Raw genomic sequence first — 19,044 nt, 5'->3', positions numbered from 1 at the left:
ATCGGTCACTTCGGGGCCGGTTCCTCGGTGAGCGGGTGCGCCGTCGCCAGACCCGCCAGGAGCCCTGCGCCCACCGACACCATCGTGAAGCTCAGCGCGTTGCCGACCGCGGCGATGCCCGCCAGCGCCGTCAGGGCCGCACCCGCGGTGAGGACGACAGGCGTGGGACGGGGAGAGCGCCACAGTGCGTACAGCAGCCAGCAGAAGGCCGCCCCCAGCAGGAGTACCCCGACCAGCCCCTGCTCGGCGGCCATCTGAAGCGGTGCCGAGTGAGGTTTCCCGTCGGGCAGCAGCGACTGGACCGCCGTCGTGCTGAGCTCACCGAAGCGGCCCGGTCCCACCCCGAGGGCGGTGTCCTCGCGGGCCAGGCCCAGGGCGTCGTGCCACAGGCCGATCCGGTGCGGGGTGAGCCGGCCGCGCAGCGACTCGGCGAGTCCGTCCGGTACCGCGTTCCCGGCCACCGCCCAGGTCAGGCCGGTCACCGCGGTCGCGGTGAGGATGAGACCGGCGATGCCCGGACCGCGGTGGCGCATCCGGCCCGCTGCGAGGGAGCAGAGCAGCACCGCCGCACAGGTGACCAGCCCGGAGGCCGACCCCAGTCCCGCCGAGGCCACCACGATGCCGACGGCCATCAGGCGCAGGAGGAGCCGCAGGGCGGGCGATCCAGCGGTCCAGGCGGCACAGCACGCAGCGCCGGTGGCGAGCGTCAGCAGTGCGGCCGTGGCGCCCGCGTGACCGAGCGGGGCGACGATCTCGGGGCCCGGCGCGAGGTGGGGGAGCCCCACCGCCAGGCCCAGCCCGGTCAGCGCGGCGGCGCAGGGGGCGGCGACCGGTAGCAGCGCCCCCGAGATCCGGCCGGCGGCATACCCCGCGGCCACGGCCAGCAAGGCGAGCAGGACGCCCTCCGGACGGCCGTCGTGCGCGGCGGCGGTGATCAACGACCAGGTGGCACTGGCTCCGAGCACCAGCACGCCCACTGCGTCGGAAACGTTTCGTCTGTCGCCGTCCTCCGTAGAACCGGCCACAGACGTCATCCCCGTGGAACCCACCCCGCCCCCCGAAACCCCGGTCCCCCGACCTGTGGTCCTCGCCGCCCGCGCGCAATCGGCCCGTACGACGGGGACTCCGGCACACCGTAACGGCTGATGGGTGATTTGTGGACGAGTTGTGCCGGGTCGCGCGGCCACATCACGGACAACGTGCCGGGCCACGGGCGACGGTCACCAGGCGGACCGCGCTGTCGAGGCCAAGGTCAACGGCCGTACACTCCCGGAGTGACCGTCACCGCAACTTCCGTGGACGAGTCGGACCGGCTGGAACCGCGGTCCGCGCCCGCCTCCCGCTGGGCCGCCCGGCTCCGCCGTCTCGTCCCGGCCGCCGCCGCGGCGCTCTCCGGAGTGCTGCTGTACGTCAGTTTCCCGCCCCGCACCCTGTGGTGGCTGGCCCTGCCCGCCTTCGCCGTCTTCGGCTGGGTGCTGCGCGGCCGCGGTTGGAAGGCGGCCTTCGGTCTCGGCTACCTCTTCGGTCTGGGCTTCCTGCTGCCGCTGCTGGTGTGGACCGGCGTCGAGGTGGGCCCCGGGCCCTGGCTCGCACTGGTGGCGATCGAGGCGATCTTCATCGCGCTGGTCGGCGTGGGTGTCGCGGCGGTGTCGAAGCTGCCGGGTTCGCCGGTGTGGGCGGCCGCCGTGTGGATCGCCGGAGAAGCGGCACGCGCGCGTGCGCCGTTCCACGGCTTTCCCTGGGGCAAGATCGCGTTCGGACAGGCGGACGGCGTCTTCCTGCCGCTCGCCGCGGTGGGCGGCACGCCCGTCCTGGGCTTCGCCGTCGTCCTGTGCGGGTTCGGCCTGTACGAGATCGTTCGGCTGGTCGTGGAGCGGCGGTGGACCGGTGCCGTGCGACGTCCGGCGGCGGCCGTGGCCCTGCTGAGCGTGGCCGTGCCGGTGGTCGGGGCGCTCGCGGCCCGGACACTGGTGAGCGACAAGGCCGAGGACGGCACCGTGACGGTCGCGGCCATCCAGGGCAACGTGCCGCGCGCGGGGCTGGAGTTCAACGCCCAGCGGCGGGCCGTGCTCGACTACCACGCGCGCGAGACCGAGCGGCTGGCCGCCGAGGTGAAGGCCGGCAAGGTTGAGAAGCCCGACATCGTGCTGTGGCCGGAGAACTCCTCCGACGTCGACCCCTTCACCGACGCGGACGCGGCCGTGGTCATCGAGCAGGCGGCCAAGGCCATCGACGCGCCGATCTCCGTCGGCGGCGTCGTCGAACGGGACGGCAAGCTCTACAACGAGCAGATCCTGTGGGACCCGGTCAAGGGCCCCACCGACACCTACGACAAGCGGCAGATCCAGCCGTTCGGCGAGTACCTTCCGCTGCGCTCCCTCGTCGGCGCGATCAACAACAACTGGACCTCCATGGTCCGCCAGGACTTCAGCCGGGGCACCAAGCCGGGCGTGTTCCAGATGGCCGACGCCAAGGTCGGACTGGTCACCTGTTACGAGGCCGCGTTCGACTGGGCGGTGCGCTCCGAGGTCACCGACGGCGCGCAGTTGATCTCCGTGCCGAGCAACAACGCGACCTTCGACCGCAGCGAGATGACCTACCAGCAGCTCGCCATGTCCCGGGTGCGTGCCGTGGAGCACAGCCGGACCGTCACCGTGCCGGTGACCAGCGGCGTCAGCGCGATCATCATGCCGGACGGGAAGATCACTCAGAGGACCGGGATGTTCGTGGCCGCCTCGCTGGTGCAGAAGGTGCCGCTGCGGTCGACGCAGACCCCGGCGACCCGGCTGGGCATCCTGCCCGAAATGGCCCTGGTGCTGGTCGCCGCGGGTGGGCTCGGCTGGGCGATCGGCGCCGGAGTGCGAGGGCGTCGCGCCGGTGACGCGTAACCGTACGCCGGTCGTACGCCCCCTGAAGATCGCCAAGGCGCCATGACCGGCCGTTAGGGTCGGAGACATGGCTACTCCTGATTTCATCCGCACCCTGCGCGGGTCCATAGGTCATGAACTGCTCTGGCTCCCCGGCGTCAGCGCCGTCGTCCTCGACGACGAAGGCAGAGTGCTGCTCAACCGCCGCTCGGACACCCGCAAGTGGTCGCTGATCGGTGGCATCCCGGAACCGGGGGAGCAGCCTGCGGCCTGTGCCGTGCGGGAGGTCGAGGAGGAGACAGGAGTGCACTGCGTCGTCGAGCGGGTGATCGTCGTCCAGGCGCTCAAGCCCGTGACGTACGACAACGGCGACACCTGCCAGTACATGGACATCTCGTTCCGCTGCCGGGCCGTCGGCGGCCAGGCCCGGGTCAACGACGACGAGTCGCTGGAGGTGGGGTGGTTCGCGGTGGACGCCCTCCCGGAACTGAACGAGTTCGGGCTGCAGCGGATCAAGCAGGCCCTGACCGACGCACCCACATGGTTCGACTCTACGAGTTCGGCGTGAAGTATGGGGTGTGACCACATGTGGTGAGGGTCGGGCGCTCCCTAGGATCGGAGCATGACCGCTAGCAGCGCCCTCCCGGGCCCCCACGCCCCCACGCTCGACCTCGGCGGCCGCACCGCCCTCGTCACCGGCGCGGCCGGCGGCATCGGCCGCGCCTGTGCGCTGCGGCTCGCTGCGGCCGGGGCCAAGGTGAGAGCGGTCGACCGGGACGCGGCCGGTCTGGACGCGCTCGCCGAGCGGTGCGCGGGGCTGGCGGGCACCGTCGAACCGCTGGTCCTCGACCTCACCGACCTGGACGCCGCCGAGCACGCCGCCGCGGGCACCGATGTCCTCGTCAACAACGCCGGCCTCCAACTGGTGCGCCCCATCGAGGAGTTCCCGCCCGAGGTGTTCCACACGGTGCTCACCGTGATGCTGGAGGCACCGTTCCGACTGATCCGCGGCGCCCTGCCGCACATGTACGGGCAGGGCTGGGGGCGGATCGTCAACGTGTCCTCGGTCCACGGACTGCGTGCCTCGGCCTACAAGGCGGCCTATGTGGCCGCCAAACACGGTCTGGAGGGTCTGTCCAAGACGGCCGCCCTCGAAGGCGCCACCCACGGAGTGACTTCCAACTGTGTGAACCCCGCCTATGTGCGTACCCCACTGGTCGAGCGGCAGATCACCGACCAGGCCCGTGCGCACGGCATCCCCGAGGAGCGGGTGGTCTCCGAGGTGCTGCTCCAGGACAGCGCGCTCAAGCGGCTCATCGAGCCGGAGGAGGTCGCCGAGGCCGTGGCGTACCTGTGCGGCCCGCAGGCGTCCTTCGTCACCGGAACGTCCCTCGTCCTCGACGGCGGCTGGACCGCGCACTGACCGGCATCCGGCCGCACGTCGCCCCGCCCGGAGTTTTCCACAGGCCTGACGGGGTGAGCGTGCGATGAGGAATCCTGTGGGCATGTCCAGCGATCACCTGCAGTCCGCCGAGCGTCCCGTCGGCAGTGCCGAGGCCCCCTTCCTCGAGTTGCTTGCCAGGGGCGCGTCCGCCGACGCCTACGAGCAGCCGGTGCTGATCGCCCGCGCCGAGGGAAGGCCGGCCGAGCGGATCGCCGCGCTCGAAGCGGCCAAGGCGGTCGCCCTGCGGGTGCGCTCCGAGCTGGAGGGCCGACGTCGGCGGGAGGCCGAGCTGTCCGCCCTGTTCGAGACCGCCCACGACCTGGCGGGGCTCAGAGACCTGGACGCCGTGCTGCGGGCCATCGTGCAGCGCGCCCGGTCCCTGCTCGGCACGGACGTTGCCTACCTCAGCCTGAACGACCCGGCGCGGGGTGACACCTACATGCGGGTCACCGAGGGCTCGGTCGCGGCCCGCTTCCAGCAGCTGCGGCTGGGGATGGGCGAGGGGCTCGGTGGACTGGTCGCCCAGACCGCCCGTCCCTATGTGACCGACGACTACTTCAAGGACGACCGCTTCCAGCACACCCTCACCATCGACGCGGGCGTCCGGGACGAGGGCCTGATCGCCATCCTCGGCGTGCCGCTGACGCTGGGCCACCACGTGATCGGGGTGCTGTTCGCGGCGGACCGGCGTGCCCGGGTCTTCGAGCGGGAGCAGATCGCGCTCCTCGGTTCCTTCGCCGCGCTGGCCGCGGCCGCCATCGACACCGCGAACCTGCTCACCGAGACCCGCTCGGCCCTGACCGAGCTGGAGCGGGCCAACGAGATCATCCGGGACCACAGCGGCGTCATCGAGCGCGCCTCCGACGTCCACGACCGGCTCGCCGAACTGGTGCTGCGTGGTGGTGGGGTGCACGACGTGGCCGCGGCCGTCTCCGAAATCCTCGACGCCACGGTCGAGTTCTCCGAGGTCGCCCCCACCGAGGCGCTGGAGGCCTCCCGGGCCGAAGGCCACGCCGTACGGCACAAGGACGACTGGATCGCCGCGGTCGCCGCCGGCGGAGAACTCCTGGGCGCACTCGTGCTGCGCGGACACCCCGGACTCGACCCCGTCGACCAGCGCACCCTGGAGCGCGCAGCGATAGTCACCTCGCTGCTCCTGCTGGCCAGGCGTTCGGCCGCCGAGGCCGAACAGCGGGTGCGCGGCGAGCTCCTGGACGATCTGCTCGACGCGCGCGACCGCGATCCTCGTCTGCTGCGCGAACGAGCCGCCCGGCTGGACGCCGACCTCGACGCCACTCACATCGTGCTGGCCGCCCGTCTCGACGGCACCGCGGCCGACGCCGACCAGGAGGCGGCCGCCCGCAGACGCCTGTGGTCCGCGGCCTCCCACCTCGCCGCCACCCGGCGCGGCCTGGCCGCCGCCCGTGACGGCGGCACCGTCCTGCTGCTGCCCCTCACCGCCGGCGACACGGCCACCGACCTGGCCCGCCGCACCGCCGGACACCTCGGAACAGCCGTTCACGAGGCGGTGACCGTGGGCGCCTCGGCCCCGGTCCGCGATCTCGCCGACCAGCCGGACGCCGTGGCCGCCGCCTACGAGGAGGGCCGCCGCTGCCTCGACGCGCTGCGCCTCCTGGGCCGCTCGGGGGACGGTGCCGCCGCCGAGGACTTCGGATTCCTCGGACTGCTCCTCGCCGGTGACCGGGACATCGCGGGCTTCGTCGACCGGACCATCGGTCAGGTCGTCGCGTACGACGACCGGCGGGGCACCGATCTCCTGCGTACCCTCGACGCCTACTTCGCGTGCGGGATGAGCCCCGCCCGCACCAAGGACGAGCTGCACGTCCATGTGAACACCGTCGCCCAGCGCCTCGAGCGCGTGGGCCGCCTGCTCGGAGAGGACTGGCAGAGCCCGGCACGCGCGCTGGAGATCCAACTCGCGCTGAAACTGCACCGGTTGTCGGCGCCGACGCGCCACTGACCCCCGCACGCACGCGCGTACGGGGGCCGGTGGGGGTCGGGCACCGCCCAGGATTCAGGCGGTCCGGGCGTCCGCGGCGGGGGACTTGGCCGCGGGCTCCGGCTCGGTGGCGGGCTCGGTGTCGGCCAGATCCCGGTGGCGCGTCTCCTTGGCGACACCTACGGCGACGACCGTCAGGACGGCCGCGGCGATGACGTACAGGGCGATCGGGGTGGAGCTGCCGTAGTCGGAGAGGAGCGCGGTGGCGATGAGAGGTGCCGGGGCGCCTGCCGCGACGGAGGCGAACTGAGCGCCGATGGAGGCACCGGAGTACCGCATCCGGGTCGCGAACATCTCCGAGAAGAAGGCCGCCTGGGGCGCGTACATGGCGCCGTGCATGACGAGTCCGACGGTCACCGCGAGGATCATGTTGCCGAAGCCGCCGGTGTCGATGAGCGAGAAGAAGGGGAACATCCACAGCCCCACGCCGACCGCGCCGAGCAGGTACACGGGGCGCCGGCCGACGCGGTCCGACAGGGCTCCCCAGGCGGGGATCACCGCGAAGTGCACGGCCGAGGCGATCAGCACCGAGTTGAGGGCGGTCTGCTTGGAGACTCCGGCCGACGTGGTGGCGTAGACGAGGATGAACGCGGTGATGACGTAGTAGCTGATGTTCTCCGCCATGCGCGCGCCCATCGCGATCAGCACGTCGCGCCAGTGGTGCCGCAGCACGGACACGATCGGCAGCTTCTCGGCCGCTCCGCCCCGCGCCGCCTTGCGGGCCTCCGCCTGCGCCAACGCCTGCTTGAAGACAGGGGATTCGTCGACGGACAGCCGGATCCACAGGCCGACGATCACCAGGACGCCGGAGAGCAGGAAGGGAATCCGCCAGCCCCAGCTGCCGAACGCGGCGTCCGACAGCACGGCGGTCAGCAGCGACAGCACACCCGTGGCGAGGAGTTGTCCGGCCGGCGCGCCGGTCTGCGGCCACGAGGCCCAGAAGCCGCGCCGCCGAGCGTCCCCGTGCTCGGACACGAGGAGTACGGCTCCGCCCCACTCTCCGCCGAGCGCGAAGCCCTGGACCAGGCGCAGCACGGTCAGCAGCACGGGAGCGGCCGTGCCGACGGTCGCGTGTGTGGGCAGCAGCCCGATCGCGAAGGTCGCCCCGCCCATCAGCAGCAGACTCAGCACCAGGAGCTTCTTGCGTCCGAGCCGGTCACCGTAGTGCCCGAACACCAGGGCACCGAGCGGACGGGCGGCGAATCCGACGGCATAGGTCAGGAAGGACAGCAGCGTGCCGACGAGCGGGTCGGAGTCGGGAAAGAACAGCTTGTTGAAGACCAGGGCGGCCGCGGAGCCGTAGAGGAAGAAGTCGTACCACTCGATGGTGGTGCCGATGAGGCTGGCGGCGACGATGCGCCTCAAGTTGTTCGGCGTCGGGGGAGCGGATGCTGCGGAGGCCATGTACGCCACTTCCTCGTGTGCGGTGGGGGACGGGTATGTATGGCACACCGTAGGAACGTGCAATTCACAGGCACATGTGGCTGCACAACACAGTTCTGGGGTGGGCTATGCGCGGCCTCCACATGTGCGTCGTCGCGAGCGCGGAACGCGTTCCGGACCTGACCGTCGGTACGGCCGCTCTGCTGTCGGCCAAGCCGGTCGCGGCTCCGACAGCGCGGGCGACAGGATCGTCCCATGCAGCCGCTCTTCGTTCTCGTGCACAGTCCGTCCGTGGGTCCATCGACCTGGCACCCCGTCGCCGACCACCTGGTGGCGGCGGGACACCAGGCACGGGTGCCGTCACTCCTGCACGTGGGCGCCGGCCCCGCACCCTTCTGGCCCCGGGTGGTCGACGCCGTACGCGATGACCTCCGCGAGATCCCGGCCGGCCGTCCCCTCGTGCTGGTCGCCCACAGCAACGCGGGCCTGTTCCTCCCGGCGATCCGCTCCGGCCTCGACCATGCGGTGACCGCCTCGGTCTTCGTCGATGCCGCACTGCCGGCCCGGATCGGACCCACTCCTGTGGCCCCGCCCGGGTTGCTGGAGTTTCTCCGCCCGAAGGCCGTGAACGGCAGACTGCCGCGCTGGACCGACTGGTGGGACGCGGCAGATGTCGCCCCCATGTTCTCCGATCCGCAGCTGCGACAGAAGGTGGTGGAGGAGCAGCCCGCTCTGCCTCTGTCCTACTACGAGCAGCACATCCCGGTCCCCGACGGCTGGGACGACCACCCCTGCTCCTACCTGCTGTTCGGCCCGCCGTACGACGGACTTGCCGACGAGGCACGCCAACGCGGCTGGCGCGTGGCCCACTTGCCCGGCGCACACCTCCACCAGATCGTCGATCCGGCAGGCACGGCCCGGCACCTCGTCGAACTCTCCGCTCACTGAGAAGTCAGCGGTGTACGCCCGGAGTTGGGAGAAGGTTAAGGTCACCCCGACCGCCCTTTCGATGCCGTACCCGACCGGGGCCGTGGCGGTCCGGCGGGCCGGATCGGAGAGGAAAGGGCGGAAACGTGCCGAGTTGGGATCGCAGGCTGACGGCCGCCGGTGTGCGGGACCGTGCCCTGCGCGCGGACTATTCGACGGCGGCCCGGGTCTTCGCCCGCAGAATCCTCGCCCACTACGCCGCCGTACGTCTGCTGGTGGCTCCGGCACTGCACCCGCACGTGGTCGCCGCCTACGCCTTCCTGGCCCGGACCGACGACCTCGCCGACCAGGGGCCGCTGCACGAACGCCTGCCTCGTTGGCGGGCCTGGGCCGAACAGGTCACCGCGGGGCTGGAGTCCGGGCGGGCCGACGACCCCGTCCTGCGGGCCTTCCTGCACACCGTGGCCGCACGGCGGCTGCCCCATCACTGGGTGCACACCTATCTCAAGGCCACCACCGAGGAACTGCACTTCACCGGCCACGCCACCGAAGCCGACTTCCAGCGCTACGTCGACAACCTCGCCCTGCCGGCCCTGATGCTGATCGAGGACCTGCAGTACGAGGGCGGCGGCGACGAGGTCTTCCGGTCCCGTTGCCGGTCGTTCGCCGAAGGTCTGCAACGCCTGGACTTCCTGACCGACCTCACCGACGACCTGGCCGAAGGGCGCCTCTACCTGCCGCAGGAGGACCTGGACCGCTCGGGCGTGGCCCGCGCCGACCTCGAACACGGCCAGGACACCCCGCCGGTACGGGAGTTGGTGGCTTTGACCTGCCGTAAGACCAGAAAGTCGTTGACCGACTCGCGAGCTCTTCTGGACTCCACCGTGCCGGGCTTCCGGCCGTTGCAGCGTGCTCTGCTGGATCTGGCCGAGCACCAGTTGGGCCGCGTCGAGAGCACCGGTACGTCCGTCACGAGGCGCGCGGTGGGCTACGGCGTCCGCGTGCCGGTCGCCGTCCTGTTCCGCGAGAGGCGTCAACTCAGGGGCGGAACAGCGCTCGACGGGTGAACGGTCCGGATCGGACCGCCTGTGCGACCGCACCCGGGCGGTCGTCGGCGCCCACCGGATCGGGCTGGTCGGCGCGATCCGGCGGGCGACCTCGAGTTGATCGGCACGCCTTGCGGACGCGCCGGACCGTCAGTGGCGCACCTTCACCTTGCTGAGCGCGGCCACCCCGAGCGCGGCCACGGCGATCTGGATCAGCCACTCGACCCAGTCGACGCCCTTGGTGTCGGCGACATCGAGGCCTGCCGCGATGCCCGTGCCGATGAAGGCGGCGACAATGCCGATCAGGATTGTCCACAGCATGCCTATGTGCTGGCGCCCGGGGACCACGAGCCGGCCCAGGACACCGATCACGATGCCGATGACAATCGCGCTGATCACGCCTGAGATCTCCATGCGGTGTCACCCCATCTGTAGTTGGTGACGCACGAGTGCCCGCCGAAGGGGCGCACACTCCACAGCCTTGGCCATCGCTTTGGCGAGATCTCGCTGAGCAAGGAGGCCACCACGGCGCCGAACTCGTCCGGTACGACCTGTCCGAGGGCGCGTCGGGCGAGACCGCGATGGTTTTCGGTGAGCTGTACCGCAAGGGTCCGGAGTGGAAGTTCCGCGCGGTCGGCCAGAGGCGTGCCGACCGGGAGGGTTTCGAGAGGGTGGTGCGTCTGACCCTCGACTGCCAGGACATCCGCTCGGACCTCGGCGGCGACCGCACCGGAAGGGTCGCGGCGTGCTGGGAGGTTCGCGCACGTTCGGCCGCCGAGGAGATGGCGGCCGCCGCGGATGACGAGTACCGGGACTGTCCGGCCGCTCGGGGGCCGCCGGGCGCCGACCGAGAGAGGGGTCTGCCAGGCGGCCCGCACGGCATCGGGGGCAGGCCCGGCGCGCGAGACGGGCCACGCCGTCGGCACCGTGTGGCCCGCCGTCGCCCTACTCACGCCGCTCGTGTCGGCTGCCGCGGCGGTCCTTCTCCTGCTCATCGGGTATGGACCGCATCTCGCCGCCCCGGCCGCGGAGTTGGGCGCTCAGGTGGCCGACGCCGGTCGGACGTGCGCGCTCCCCGCAGTCCTCAGCACGGGCTTCAGCTCGGGGCGCCGCTGGTCGGCTCGGCCCTGCGTCGGGTGCGGGACGCGGGGCGTGGACCGGGTTCGTGAGCGGTGGCGGCAAGCTCTCCTGGAGCGGGGCGTGCTGCCGTACCTGCGTCGTCGGCTGCCCGAATCCCCGACCGGTGGGCCGCACCCTCGGATCAGTTCCGCGAGTTCCCGAACAGCAGGCGATAGCCGATCAGCAGCACCAGGGAGCCGCCGATGGCCGCGCCCCAGGTGTAGAGGTCGAAGAAGTGACTCTCCACCGGGCGGTCGAGGAAGCGCGAGGAGAGCCAGCCGCCGACGAACGCTCCCGCGACCCCGATGAGGGTGGTGCCGATCAGGCCGCCCGGGTCACGTCCCGGCAGCAGGATCTTGGCGATGGCTCCGGCGAGCAGACCCAGGATGATCCAGCCGATGATGCCCACGTGGTAGTCCTCCAGTCGGGCCGGGCCGGGGCATGTCCGCCGGGCACCGATCCCCTCTAGTTGCCTGATTGCGCAAGCCTAAGGACTGAAGCGAGGGACGAACGAGCTCTGCCGTGCCTGGTGACAAGTCGTCGATGTTCTTTCACACGCTTATTACATTGCGCAATCAATGAACTGGGGGCGCTCTCGTGGCCCGCCCCCCGCCGCCCTTACACTGAGACAGCACACGTGCGTCGACAGTGACCGGGACGGGAGGGGACCGTGGCGACACTCGCCGGTGGTGGGGAGGATCCGTCCGCCGAGGTACTGACGGAGGCGGCCGCCGCCTTCGGGCTCCTCGCCTCCGCCGCCCGGCTGCACATCATGTGGGCGCTGTCCCAGGGCGATTGCGATGTTTCCCACCTCGCCGACCGGGTCGGTGGCGCGCTGCCCGCGGTCAGCCAGCACCTGGCCAAGCTGAAACTCGCCGGTCTCGTCCGCTCCCGCCGCGAGGGCCGCCGGCAGGTCTACTACGTCGACGACCCCGACATCGTGACCGTGGTCCGCGTCATGGTCGGCCAGCTCACGGCCCGCACGGCCCCGGCCGCTGCGCACGGTAACGTCTCACGCAGGGCTTGATCCGCCTCCTGCGCCAGGTGCCGTCGTGGGCGCAGGAAGCGCCGCAGGTGAAGGCGAATATGTCCGCCAGGTTGCCGCGTTCCTTCATGAGATCTCTCACCTGTGAAATCCGGCGGGCTCTGTGCTGCCCGGGCCAGGGGTTTGTTAGATTGCGCAACTACGCAACCCAGGCGATTCCTGCTTGGCCTGCCTGTACACCGCCGCGCTCGCCCGGCCGCCCACCCCATGGCCCGGCCTGAGAGGCCCGACCGTTTCCTGGGAGTGGTAGATGAGCGACCCGTGGGACGGACCGGGCGGCCAGGCCACGCGCAGCCGTACCGGCCGGGTGCCGGAGCAGCGGGCGGGCGAGTCCGGCGGAGCGCCGCGGCCCGGGGGCCGGGCTGCGGCGCGGGCCGCGGCCCGCTCGCACGGCGGCAAGCGCTCGCGCCGCCGGGCCCGTCCGGTGCGGCGCGGCAGGCGGGTGCTGAAGATCGTCGGGATGTGTCTGGCGATCCTCGTCCTGGCCACGGCCGGTGCCGGATGGTGGTTCTACCAGCACCTCAACGGCAACATCAACAGCGTCTCGCTCGACGGCAAGGGCGGTTCGGAGAAGGCCGACGAGTTCGGCCGCACCCCGATCAACATCCTGGTCATGGGCTCGGACGGCCGGACCAGCAAGGCGGACTGCAAGCTGGGCGGCGGCTGCTCCCAGACCGGCGTACAGACCGGAAACGGCAACGCGGACGTACAGATGGTGGTGCACATAGCCGCGGACCGCTCCAACGCCACCGTCATGAGCATCCCCCGCGACACCATGGTCGACGTCCCGGCCTGCAAGGACAGTGAGAGCGGCCAGTCCACGTCCGGCTACTACGGCCAGATCAACAGCGCCCTCCAGTACGGTCCCGCCTGCCAGGTCGCCACCATTCACCAGCTCACCGGCATCCCCATCGACCACTTCGTCAAGCTCGACTTCTCCGGCGTGGTCAAGATGTCCGACGCGGTCGGCGGTGTCTCCGTGTGCGTCGACCACAACGTGTACGACACCTACTCGCACCTGAAACTGTCCAGGGGCAGCCACACCCTCAAGGGTGAGGCGGCCCTGAAGTTCGTCCGCTCCCGCCACGGTTTCGGGGACGGCAGCGACCTCGGCCGCACGGTCTCCCAGCACATCTTCCTCAGCGCGGTGATCCGGAAGTTCAAGAGCGCGGGCACGCTCACCGACCCCACCGCGGTCTACGACCTCGCCGACGCCGCCACCAAGGCGCTCACCGTGGACGACGGCCTCGGTAGCGTCAAGAAGCTGATCGGGCTCGCGGCCGACCTGAACAAGGTCCCCACCCAGCGGATGACCTTCACCACGATGCAGACCGCCGCCGATCCGAACGACACCAACCGGGTGGTGGTGGGCGCGGGTGCCAAGGCCCTCTTCTCCAGCATCGCCGACGACCAGTCCCTGACCACCGGCTCCGGCAAGAAGTCCGCGGCGGCCTCGGCGACGGCCACGGCCTCGGCGGTACCCGCCTCCGAGATCGCCGTGACCGTCGAGAACGGCACCGAGATCACCGGCCGCGCCTCCGCGATCGCGAACGCGCTCACCGGCCAGGGCTTCAGCTCCGCCACGACCACCGCCAACGCGCCGAGCCCGGCGACCACCACCACCCTCACCTACGGCACCGGTGGGAAGGCCGCGGCCCAGACGGCCGCCAAGGCGCTCGGGCTGTCCACCTCGCACCTCAAGGAGGGCACCGGTACCGGTCTGACCCTGGTGATCGGCAGCGACTGGACGAGCGGCACGACGTATCCGGGCGGTTCGTCCTCGCCGGCGCCCGCCGACACGAAGGCCGCGGTCTCCAACGCGCACGCCCAGACCGCCGACGAGGCCAAGACCTGTGCCAAGGTCAGCCCCTACAAGACGGTCTCCCTCAACGGGGTCCCGATGACACCGGAGCAGGCGTACGCGGCGGCGCCCGACAAGAAGGACTCCGACGAGTGAGGCGGGACGGGCTCCGCGGTTGTACAGTTGCGCAAGCTGGCAACCATGAGTGAGAAGGGACGTGCCGCATGCTGCGCAACGGACTGGAGCCCTGGCACCTGCTGATCGTGGCGATCATGATCATCTTGTTGTTCGGCTCGAAGAAGCTGCCCGAGGCCGCCCGCGGGCTCGGCAAGTCGATGCGCATCCTCAAGAGCGAGGCCAAGGCGATGAAGGAGGACGGCACCGCGCACTCCTCCGCCGCCCCGGCTGAGTCCGCCCCGCATGTCGTCCAGTCCGCGCCCGGAGAGACCACGGCGGCGCAGCCGACGGCCGAGAGCAACACGGCCCACTGAGCTCCCGTACGGCGCCCTCGGCCGGGCCCGGCAACGCGCGGAGGCAGGCCACGCGCAGCGAGTCCGCCGTGGCCGACCTGTGCGACGGAGCAGGGTGGCGGTCTCCTCGGCGTGGCCGAGCAACTCACCGTCGCGGTCCAACAGCCGTACAGAAGAAGCCTGTTGCGGCGCGGAGTGGCATGTCATCGACGAAACCCCGCTGCCTGAACGGTGATGGCGAGTGCCTCCGGGCTCCCGTGTCCCTGATGCAGGCGGCGGCGATCGCTGTCGGTGGGGGCAACTAAGCTCCCGCCCATGAGCGAGGCAGACGAGGTCCCCGGCAGACGAGTCGTCGACGGGCGCTTCGAGTTGGAAGCGCGTCTCGGCGGCGGTGGGATGGGCACGGTCTGGCGGGCCAGGGACCTGGTGCTGCACAGGATGGTCGCGGTCAAGGAGGTCCGCCCGCCCGACCGGGACCTCGCCGAGTACGACCCCGACAGCGCGCGGATGCTGCGTGAGCGGGTGCTGCGCGAGGCGCGGGCACTGGCCCGGATCGACCATCCCCACGTCGTCACCATCCACCACATCGTCGACGGCGGCGACGGCACCTACCCGTGGATCGTCATGGAGCTGGTCAGCGGCGGCTCGCTCGCCGACCGGCTGGCCGGGGGGCCGATGCCGCCGGCCGAGGCGGCGCGGATCGGCCGGGGCGTGCTGGCCGCGCTGACCGCCGCACACGAGGCCGGAATTCAGCACCGGGACGTCAAGCCCGCCAACGTCCTGCTCAGGTCCGACGGGCGCCCGGTCCTCACCGACTTCGGCATCGCCGCGATCCGCGAGACGACCAGCCTCACCGTCACCGGCTCCATCATCGGCACCCCCGACTTCATGGCACCGGAGCGGATCTCGGGCCACGAGGGCGGCGCCGCCTCCGACCTGTGGTCACTCGCGATGATGCTGTACACCGCCGTGGAGGGCCACCACCCGCTGCGCCGGGGCAGCACCCTCGCCACCCTCGCGGCCGTCCTCAACGAAGACGTGCCGCCGCCGGTGCGGGCCGGTGCCCTGGGTGACGTACTGATGAGCGTGCTCGTACGGGATCCGGCGGCGCGGCCGTCGTCCGCCGCGCTGGACCGACGGCTGGCCGAGATCGAGTCGGGGTCCGCCGGTCCGGTGACCTCGGGGCACCGGCCCACCGCCTCATACCCGCTGAACCCGCCGTCCGCCGGTGCGGCCCCTTCGTACCCGGGGACCTTCGCCCCGCCCACGGCTCCCCTCACCGGCGCCCTCGCTCCGGCGGGTGCAGCAGGCCCCGGCGGATTCGGGCCGCCCGTGCCCGCCGGGTCCGGCCGGCCGGTGACCTCACCCGTCCGAGCGGGACGTAGGAGCTGGGCGGGACTGAGAGTTCTGCTAGGGGTCTCGGGGACCTCGGTGGCCGCTGCCCTGGTCCTGATGTGGTGGCTGCTGCCCTTCGGGGGAGACTCGGGCGGATCGGGCGACGCGGCGGGCAGCGGCGCCTCCTCCTCTCTCACCTCGGCCCCCGAGTCGACCGGCTCCCCGGCAGCCGCCCCGGCCGTCCAGCAGTCGAAGGACACGACGACCACGAGCCTGCTCACCCCCGACGGCATCCGCACCGCCATCACGGCGTTGAAGAAGGGGACCGGCAGGGACAGGTTCGGCGACTTCACCGTCTACGAGGACTTCGTGTCGGCCGAGCTGATGGTCGACGGCAGCGACAGCAAGTACGACACCTACACCTACCGTCCGGGACAGGGCGTGGAGAAGGGCATCATCAAGGGCACTCTGTCCGGCGGCGACCAGCCCTTCGGCCTCGACGGCTTCAACTGGGACAAGGTGCCCACGCTCCTGGAAGAGGCCAGGAAGAAGCTCAACGTCGACCGTCCGGACACCCGTTACGTGATGGTGAGACAGCCCAACGACGTCTTCGACACCCCCCTCGGCATGGCCGTCTACCTGAGCAACGAGTACCGCCAGTCCGGCTACCTGGAGGCGAACACCAAGGGCAAGGTGACCCGGGTGATGCCCGCCGGGGACTGAGAGTCGAGGACTGGTGGCCCGGAGGCTCGTACCGCGCTGATGCGCCGTCACCGGCTCGTCTCACAGGCGGATGACGACGAGAGCGGTGTCGTCGGCGTTGCCGGTGGGTGGGAGCAGCTCGGCCAGGAGCGCGTCGGCCAGGTCCTCGGGGCCGGCGTGGCGGTGACCGGTGAGCGCGTCGGCGAGGCGCGCCAGGCCGGTGTCGATGTCCTCGGTGCGGCGCTCGATCAGACCGTCGGTGTAGAGGACCAGCGTGGCGCCCTCGTCGAAGGGCGTGACGGCCTCCGGGCGGATGGTGTGTTCGAGGCTGGCACCGAGCGGCGGGTCGGTGGCCCGGTCCAGGAAGGTGACCGTGCCGTCGGGGTGGAGCAGGGCGGGCGGCAGGTGGCCCGCGCTGCTGTATGTGAGGGTGCGGTCGCCCCAGTCGATGAAGGCCGTCGCCGCCGTCGTCGACTCGGCGCCGTCGACGGAGCGGGCGTACAGCCCGAGGGCCTCCAGAGCCCGGGCAGGGCCGTCGGCGACGCGGGTGGCGGCGCTCAGCGCGCTGCGCAGCTGACCCATGACACAGGCGGCCGCCAGGCCGTGGCCGACCACGTCACCGACGGCCACCGCGAGACAGTCGTCGGGCAGGTCGACGAGGTCGTACCAGTCACCGCACACGTTCAGGGAGCCGACGGCGGGCCGGTATCGCACGGCCGCCTGATGGTGGCCGAGGGGTCCGGGGGCGGGCAGCAGGGCCTCCTGCAGAGCGAGGGCGACCTCGCGTTCGCGGGCGTGTGCCTTGCGCAGACGTTCGTTGACCTCCTGGAGTTCCCGGGCGCGGGTGTACAGCTCGGCCTCCAGCACGCGTGCCCGGCTGTCGCCGCCCGGTCCGCCGCGGGCGTGAATGAGTTCGGTGACCTCCTCCACCCGGTGCACGAGCAGTTTCACCTTCCCGTCGGAGCCGATGACGGGCGCGTTGACCGGACTCCAGAAGTGTTCCTGCCAGTGGCCGGGCCGCTGGGGATCCTCGATGTCGTAGCGGAGAACGGCCATCGTGTCGCGCTCCCCGGTGGCCACCGCACGCAGCATCGACTCCCGTGTCTCCCGCATACCGGCCGCGGCCGAATCATTGGGATTCTCGGGGAAGACATCGAAGATGTAGTGGCCCAGCAACTGCTCGCGGGTGCGACCGGTGAGCCGTAGGAAGTCGTCGTTGACGTCGACGTACACCAGCTCGGGCGTCAGCAACGCCACCATGCCGGGCAGAGCCCGGAAGACCGCCGCGTAATCGATCTGCGGTTTCCTCATGTGCAGCCTGCCTCGACACGAGCCATCATGATGTGATTTTCCACGATAGATGGGAACACACCGCCGCCTCGACAGCTACCGTCGTCACGCGACAGCGAACGACCTGGTCGGTTTTCTCATGGGCGCGGCCGCGGGCCGACCGCCCGAGTCCCGGAAGGACCCCCTCGCATGCGTTACGCAGTCCTCGGTACCGGCATCGTCGGCCGGACGCTGGCCGGCAAGCTCGCCTCCCTAGGTCACGACGTGGTCATCGGCACCCGCGATCCCGGGGCCACTCTCGCCCGCACCGAACCCGACGGCATGGGCAACCCGCCGTTCGCCCAGTGGCACGCCGACCACGGCCAGGTCCGTCTGGAGACCTTCGAGGAGGCGGCGGCCTTCGGCGAGACGGTCGTCAACACCACCGCGGGCGAGCGGAGCCTCGATGCCCTGCGAGCGGCCGGCGCACCCCATCTGAGCGGCAAGGTCCTCATCGATGTCGCCAACCCGCTGGACTTCTCCGGCGGGAGGCCGACGCTGGATTCCGTCAACACCGACAGTCTCGGCGAGCGCATCCAGCGGGCCTTCCCCGACGCGAAGGTCGTCAAGACCCTCAACACCATGAACTGCTTCGTCATGGTGGAGCCGGCCCGCGTGGCAGGGGAGCACACCGTCTTCGTCAGCGGTGACGACACCGGGGCCAAGAAGGCCGTCACGGCACTGCTGGTCTCCTTCGGCTGGCCCGAAGCGAGTGTCATCGACCTGGGCGACATCACCACCGCCGGCGGCGTCGAGCTGCTCCTGCCGATCTGGCTGCACCTGTACGGCACACTCGGCCACGGCGACTTCAACTTCCACATTCAGGGGGCCCGGCCCGGCGGCTGATCCCGGGTCTTCGGATCCGGCGTGAGCCGTTGAGCAGGGCCGCAGGCCGCGGAGGGGTGCGGGTGGTCGCGGGCCAGGGGCCGGTCGGTTCAGGTGAGACGGATGCCCTGGTCGGCGGTGCTTCTCCGCGGGCGGGCGGCTGGGCGGCCGTCGTGGTCAGGGCAGGGCGCTGATGGCGTCGCACGAATACGCGCGCCTTCGAGGGTGGGGGTCGGGAGGGACGAGCGCGGCCGCTGCCCCCGCGGGCCCCGGCTTCGACGGACGCTTCCGTGGGGCTCAGCGGGGCGCCACCTCCGAGATCAGTTCCCGGACGCGGGTCTCGATCCTGTCGCGGATGGGGCGTACGGCCTCGACTCCCTGTCCGGCCGGGTCGGCGAGCTGCCAGTCGAGGTACCGCTTGCCGGGGAAGACGGGGCACGCGTCGCCGCATCCCATGGTGATCACGACGTCGGACGCCTGGACGGCCTCGGTCGTCAGCACCTTCGGGATCTGGGCGGAGATGTCGATGCCGGCCTCGCTCATCGCCTCGACCACGGCCGGGTTGACGGCGTCGGCGGGGGCGGAGCCGGCGGAGCGGACCTCGATGCGGTCGCCCGCGAGATGGGTGAGGAAGGCGGCTGCCATCTGGGAACGGCCGGCGTTGTGGATGCAGACGAACAGCACCGACGGGCGCGGGGCGGGAGTGCTCATGGTGGGGTCCTTCTGGAAGT

17 protein-coding genes and 1 pseudogene are annotated in these 19,044 nt (G+C 71.3%); 12 read left to right on the top strand and 6 right to left on the bottom strand.

Annotated elements, in window-relative coordinates; genetic code table 11:
* Positions 1 to 5 precede the first annotated feature (5 nt).
* Positions 6 to 1,034: an O-antigen ligase family protein gene (locus QF027_RS05060; RefSeq protein ID WP_307072912.1), complete on the bottom strand. Its 1,029-nt coding sequence runs from the start codon at positions 1,032 to 1,034 to the stop codon at positions 6 to 8.
* Positions 1,035 to 1,274: 240 nt separating this feature from the next.
* Between QF027_RS05060 and lnt the strand changes: the two genes are divergently transcribed.
* The 4 genes from lnt to QF027_RS05040 all read left to right on the top strand — a co-directional run bounded on the left by lnt (position 1,275) and on the right by QF027_RS05040 (position 6,292).
* Positions 1,275 to 2,888 carry an apolipoprotein N-acyltransferase gene (gene lnt, locus QF027_RS05055; RefSeq protein WP_307072910.1) on the top strand — a complete coding sequence of 538 codons (1,614 nt, stop codon included), beginning with the start codon at positions 1,275 to 1,277 and terminating at the stop codon, positions 2,886 to 2,888.
* 67 nt (positions 2,889 to 2,955) lie between these two features.
* Positions 2,956 to 3,435: an NUDIX hydrolase gene (locus QF027_RS05050; protein WP_307072908.1), complete on the top strand. Its 480-nt coding sequence runs from the start codon at positions 2,956 to 2,958 to the stop codon at positions 3,433 to 3,435.
* A gap of 54 nt (positions 3,436 to 3,489) precedes the next feature.
* Positions 3,490 to 4,290: a 3-hydroxybutyrate dehydrogenase gene (locus QF027_RS05045; RefSeq protein WP_306985606.1), complete on the top strand. Its 801-nt coding sequence runs from the start codon at positions 3,490 to 3,492 to the stop codon at positions 4,288 to 4,290.
* Positions 4,291 to 4,372: 82 nt separating this feature from the next.
* Entirely contained in the window at positions 4,373 to 6,292 is a 1,920-nt protein-coding gene (locus QF027_RS05040) for a helix-turn-helix domain-containing protein (RefSeq protein ID WP_307072906.1), read from the top strand.
* A 54-nt stretch (positions 6,293 to 6,346) separates the two neighbouring features.
* On the opposite strand, the gene QF027_RS05035 is transcribed toward QF027_RS05040, so the two are convergent.
* Complete coding sequence (locus QF027_RS05035) at positions 6,347 to 7,735, bottom strand: MFS transporter (protein WP_307072904.1); 1,389 nt, start codon at positions 7,733 to 7,735, stop codon at positions 6,347 to 6,349.
* Between the two features lie 270 nt (positions 7,736 to 8,005).
* Here QF027_RS05035 and QF027_RS05030 point away from each other — a divergent pair, with 270 nt between their 5' ends.
* Entirely contained in the window at positions 8,006 to 8,662 is a 657-nt protein-coding gene (locus QF027_RS05030; RefSeq protein WP_307072902.1) for an alpha/beta hydrolase, read from the top strand.
* A gap of 125 nt (positions 8,663 to 8,787) precedes the next feature.
* Positions 8,788 to 9,708: a squalene/phytoene synthase family protein gene (locus tag QF027_RS05025; protein WP_307072899.1), complete on the top strand. Its 921-nt coding sequence runs from the start codon at positions 8,788 to 8,790 to the stop codon at positions 9,706 to 9,708.
* 129 nt (positions 9,709 to 9,837) lie between these two features.
* Here QF027_RS05025 and QF027_RS05020 read toward each other — a convergent pair whose 3' ends face one another.
* Positions 9,838 to 10,101: a GlsB/YeaQ/YmgE family stress response membrane protein gene (locus QF027_RS05020; protein ID WP_069758748.1), complete on the bottom strand. Its 264-nt coding sequence runs from the start codon at positions 10,099 to 10,101 to the stop codon at positions 9,838 to 9,840.
* A gap of 113 nt (positions 10,102 to 10,214) precedes the next feature.
* Between QF027_RS05020 and QF027_RS05015 the strand changes: the two are divergent.
* A pseudogene (locus tag QF027_RS05015) lies at positions 10,215 to 10,328 on the top strand (TerD family protein); the annotation flags it as partial.
* A 620-nt stretch (positions 10,329 to 10,948) separates the two neighbouring features.
* On the opposite strand, the gene QF027_RS05010 reads toward QF027_RS05015, so the two are convergent.
* Entirely contained in the window at positions 10,949 to 11,215 is a 267-nt protein-coding gene (locus QF027_RS05010; RefSeq protein ID WP_057617750.1) for a GlsB/YeaQ/YmgE family stress response membrane protein, read from the bottom strand.
* A 261-nt stretch (positions 11,216 to 11,476) separates the two neighbouring features.
* Between QF027_RS05010 and QF027_RS05005 the strand changes: the two genes are divergently transcribed.
* From QF027_RS05005 to QF027_RS04990, 4 genes are all read left to right on the top strand, one after another.
* Complete coding sequence (locus QF027_RS05005) at positions 11,477 to 11,833, top strand: ArsR/SmtB family transcription factor (RefSeq protein WP_306985625.1); 357 nt, start codon at positions 11,477 to 11,479, stop codon at positions 11,831 to 11,833.
* 268 nt (positions 11,834 to 12,101) lie between these two features.
* On the top strand, positions 12,102 to 13,808 hold the full coding sequence (locus QF027_RS05000) for an LCP family protein (RefSeq protein ID WP_307072897.1): 1,707 nt from the start codon (positions 12,102 to 12,104) through the stop codon (positions 13,806 to 13,808).
* A gap of 68 nt (positions 13,809 to 13,876) precedes the next feature.
* On the top strand, positions 13,877 to 14,143 hold the full coding sequence (tatA, locus tag QF027_RS04995) for a Sec-independent protein translocase subunit TatA (RefSeq protein WP_306985630.1): 267 nt from the start codon (positions 13,877 to 13,879) through the stop codon (positions 14,141 to 14,143).
* Between the two features lie 294 nt (positions 14,144 to 14,437).
* Positions 14,438 to 16,180, top strand: coding sequence for a serine/threonine-protein kinase (locus tag QF027_RS04990; RefSeq protein ID WP_307072895.1), 1,743 nt, complete (start codon positions 14,438 to 14,440; stop codon positions 16,178 to 16,180).
* Between the two features lie 60 nt (positions 16,181 to 16,240).
* On the opposite strand, the gene QF027_RS04985 is transcribed toward QF027_RS04990, so the two are convergent.
* On the bottom strand, positions 16,241 to 17,470 hold the full coding sequence (locus QF027_RS04985) for a PP2C family protein-serine/threonine phosphatase (RefSeq protein WP_307072893.1): 1,230 nt from the start codon (positions 17,468 to 17,470) through the stop codon (positions 16,241 to 16,243).
* A gap of 168 nt (positions 17,471 to 17,638) precedes the next feature.
* Between QF027_RS04985 and QF027_RS04980 the strand changes: the two genes are divergently transcribed.
* Positions 17,639 to 18,334 carry an NADPH-dependent F420 reductase gene (locus QF027_RS04980; RefSeq protein WP_306985636.1) on the top strand — a complete coding sequence of 232 codons (696 nt, stop codon included), beginning with the start codon at positions 17,639 to 17,641 and terminating at the stop codon, positions 18,332 to 18,334.
* A 276-nt stretch (positions 18,335 to 18,610) separates the two neighbouring features.
* Here QF027_RS04980 and QF027_RS04975 read toward each other — a convergent pair whose 3' ends face one another.
* A complete protein-coding gene (locus QF027_RS04975; RefSeq protein WP_307072891.1) occupies positions 18,611 to 19,024 on the bottom strand; it encodes an arsenate reductase ArsC in 414 nt (137 codons plus the stop codon).
* Between the last annotated feature and the right edge of the window lie 20 nt (positions 19,025 to 19,044).

It is taken from the genome of Streptomyces canus (assembly GCF_030816965.1).
Classification (GTDB): Bacteria; Actinomycetota; Actinomycetes; order Streptomycetales; family Streptomycetaceae; genus Streptomyces; species Streptomyces canus_E.
Note: the sequence above shows the minus strand (reverse complement) of the source record. Positions and strands in the feature narration are given on the sequence as shown.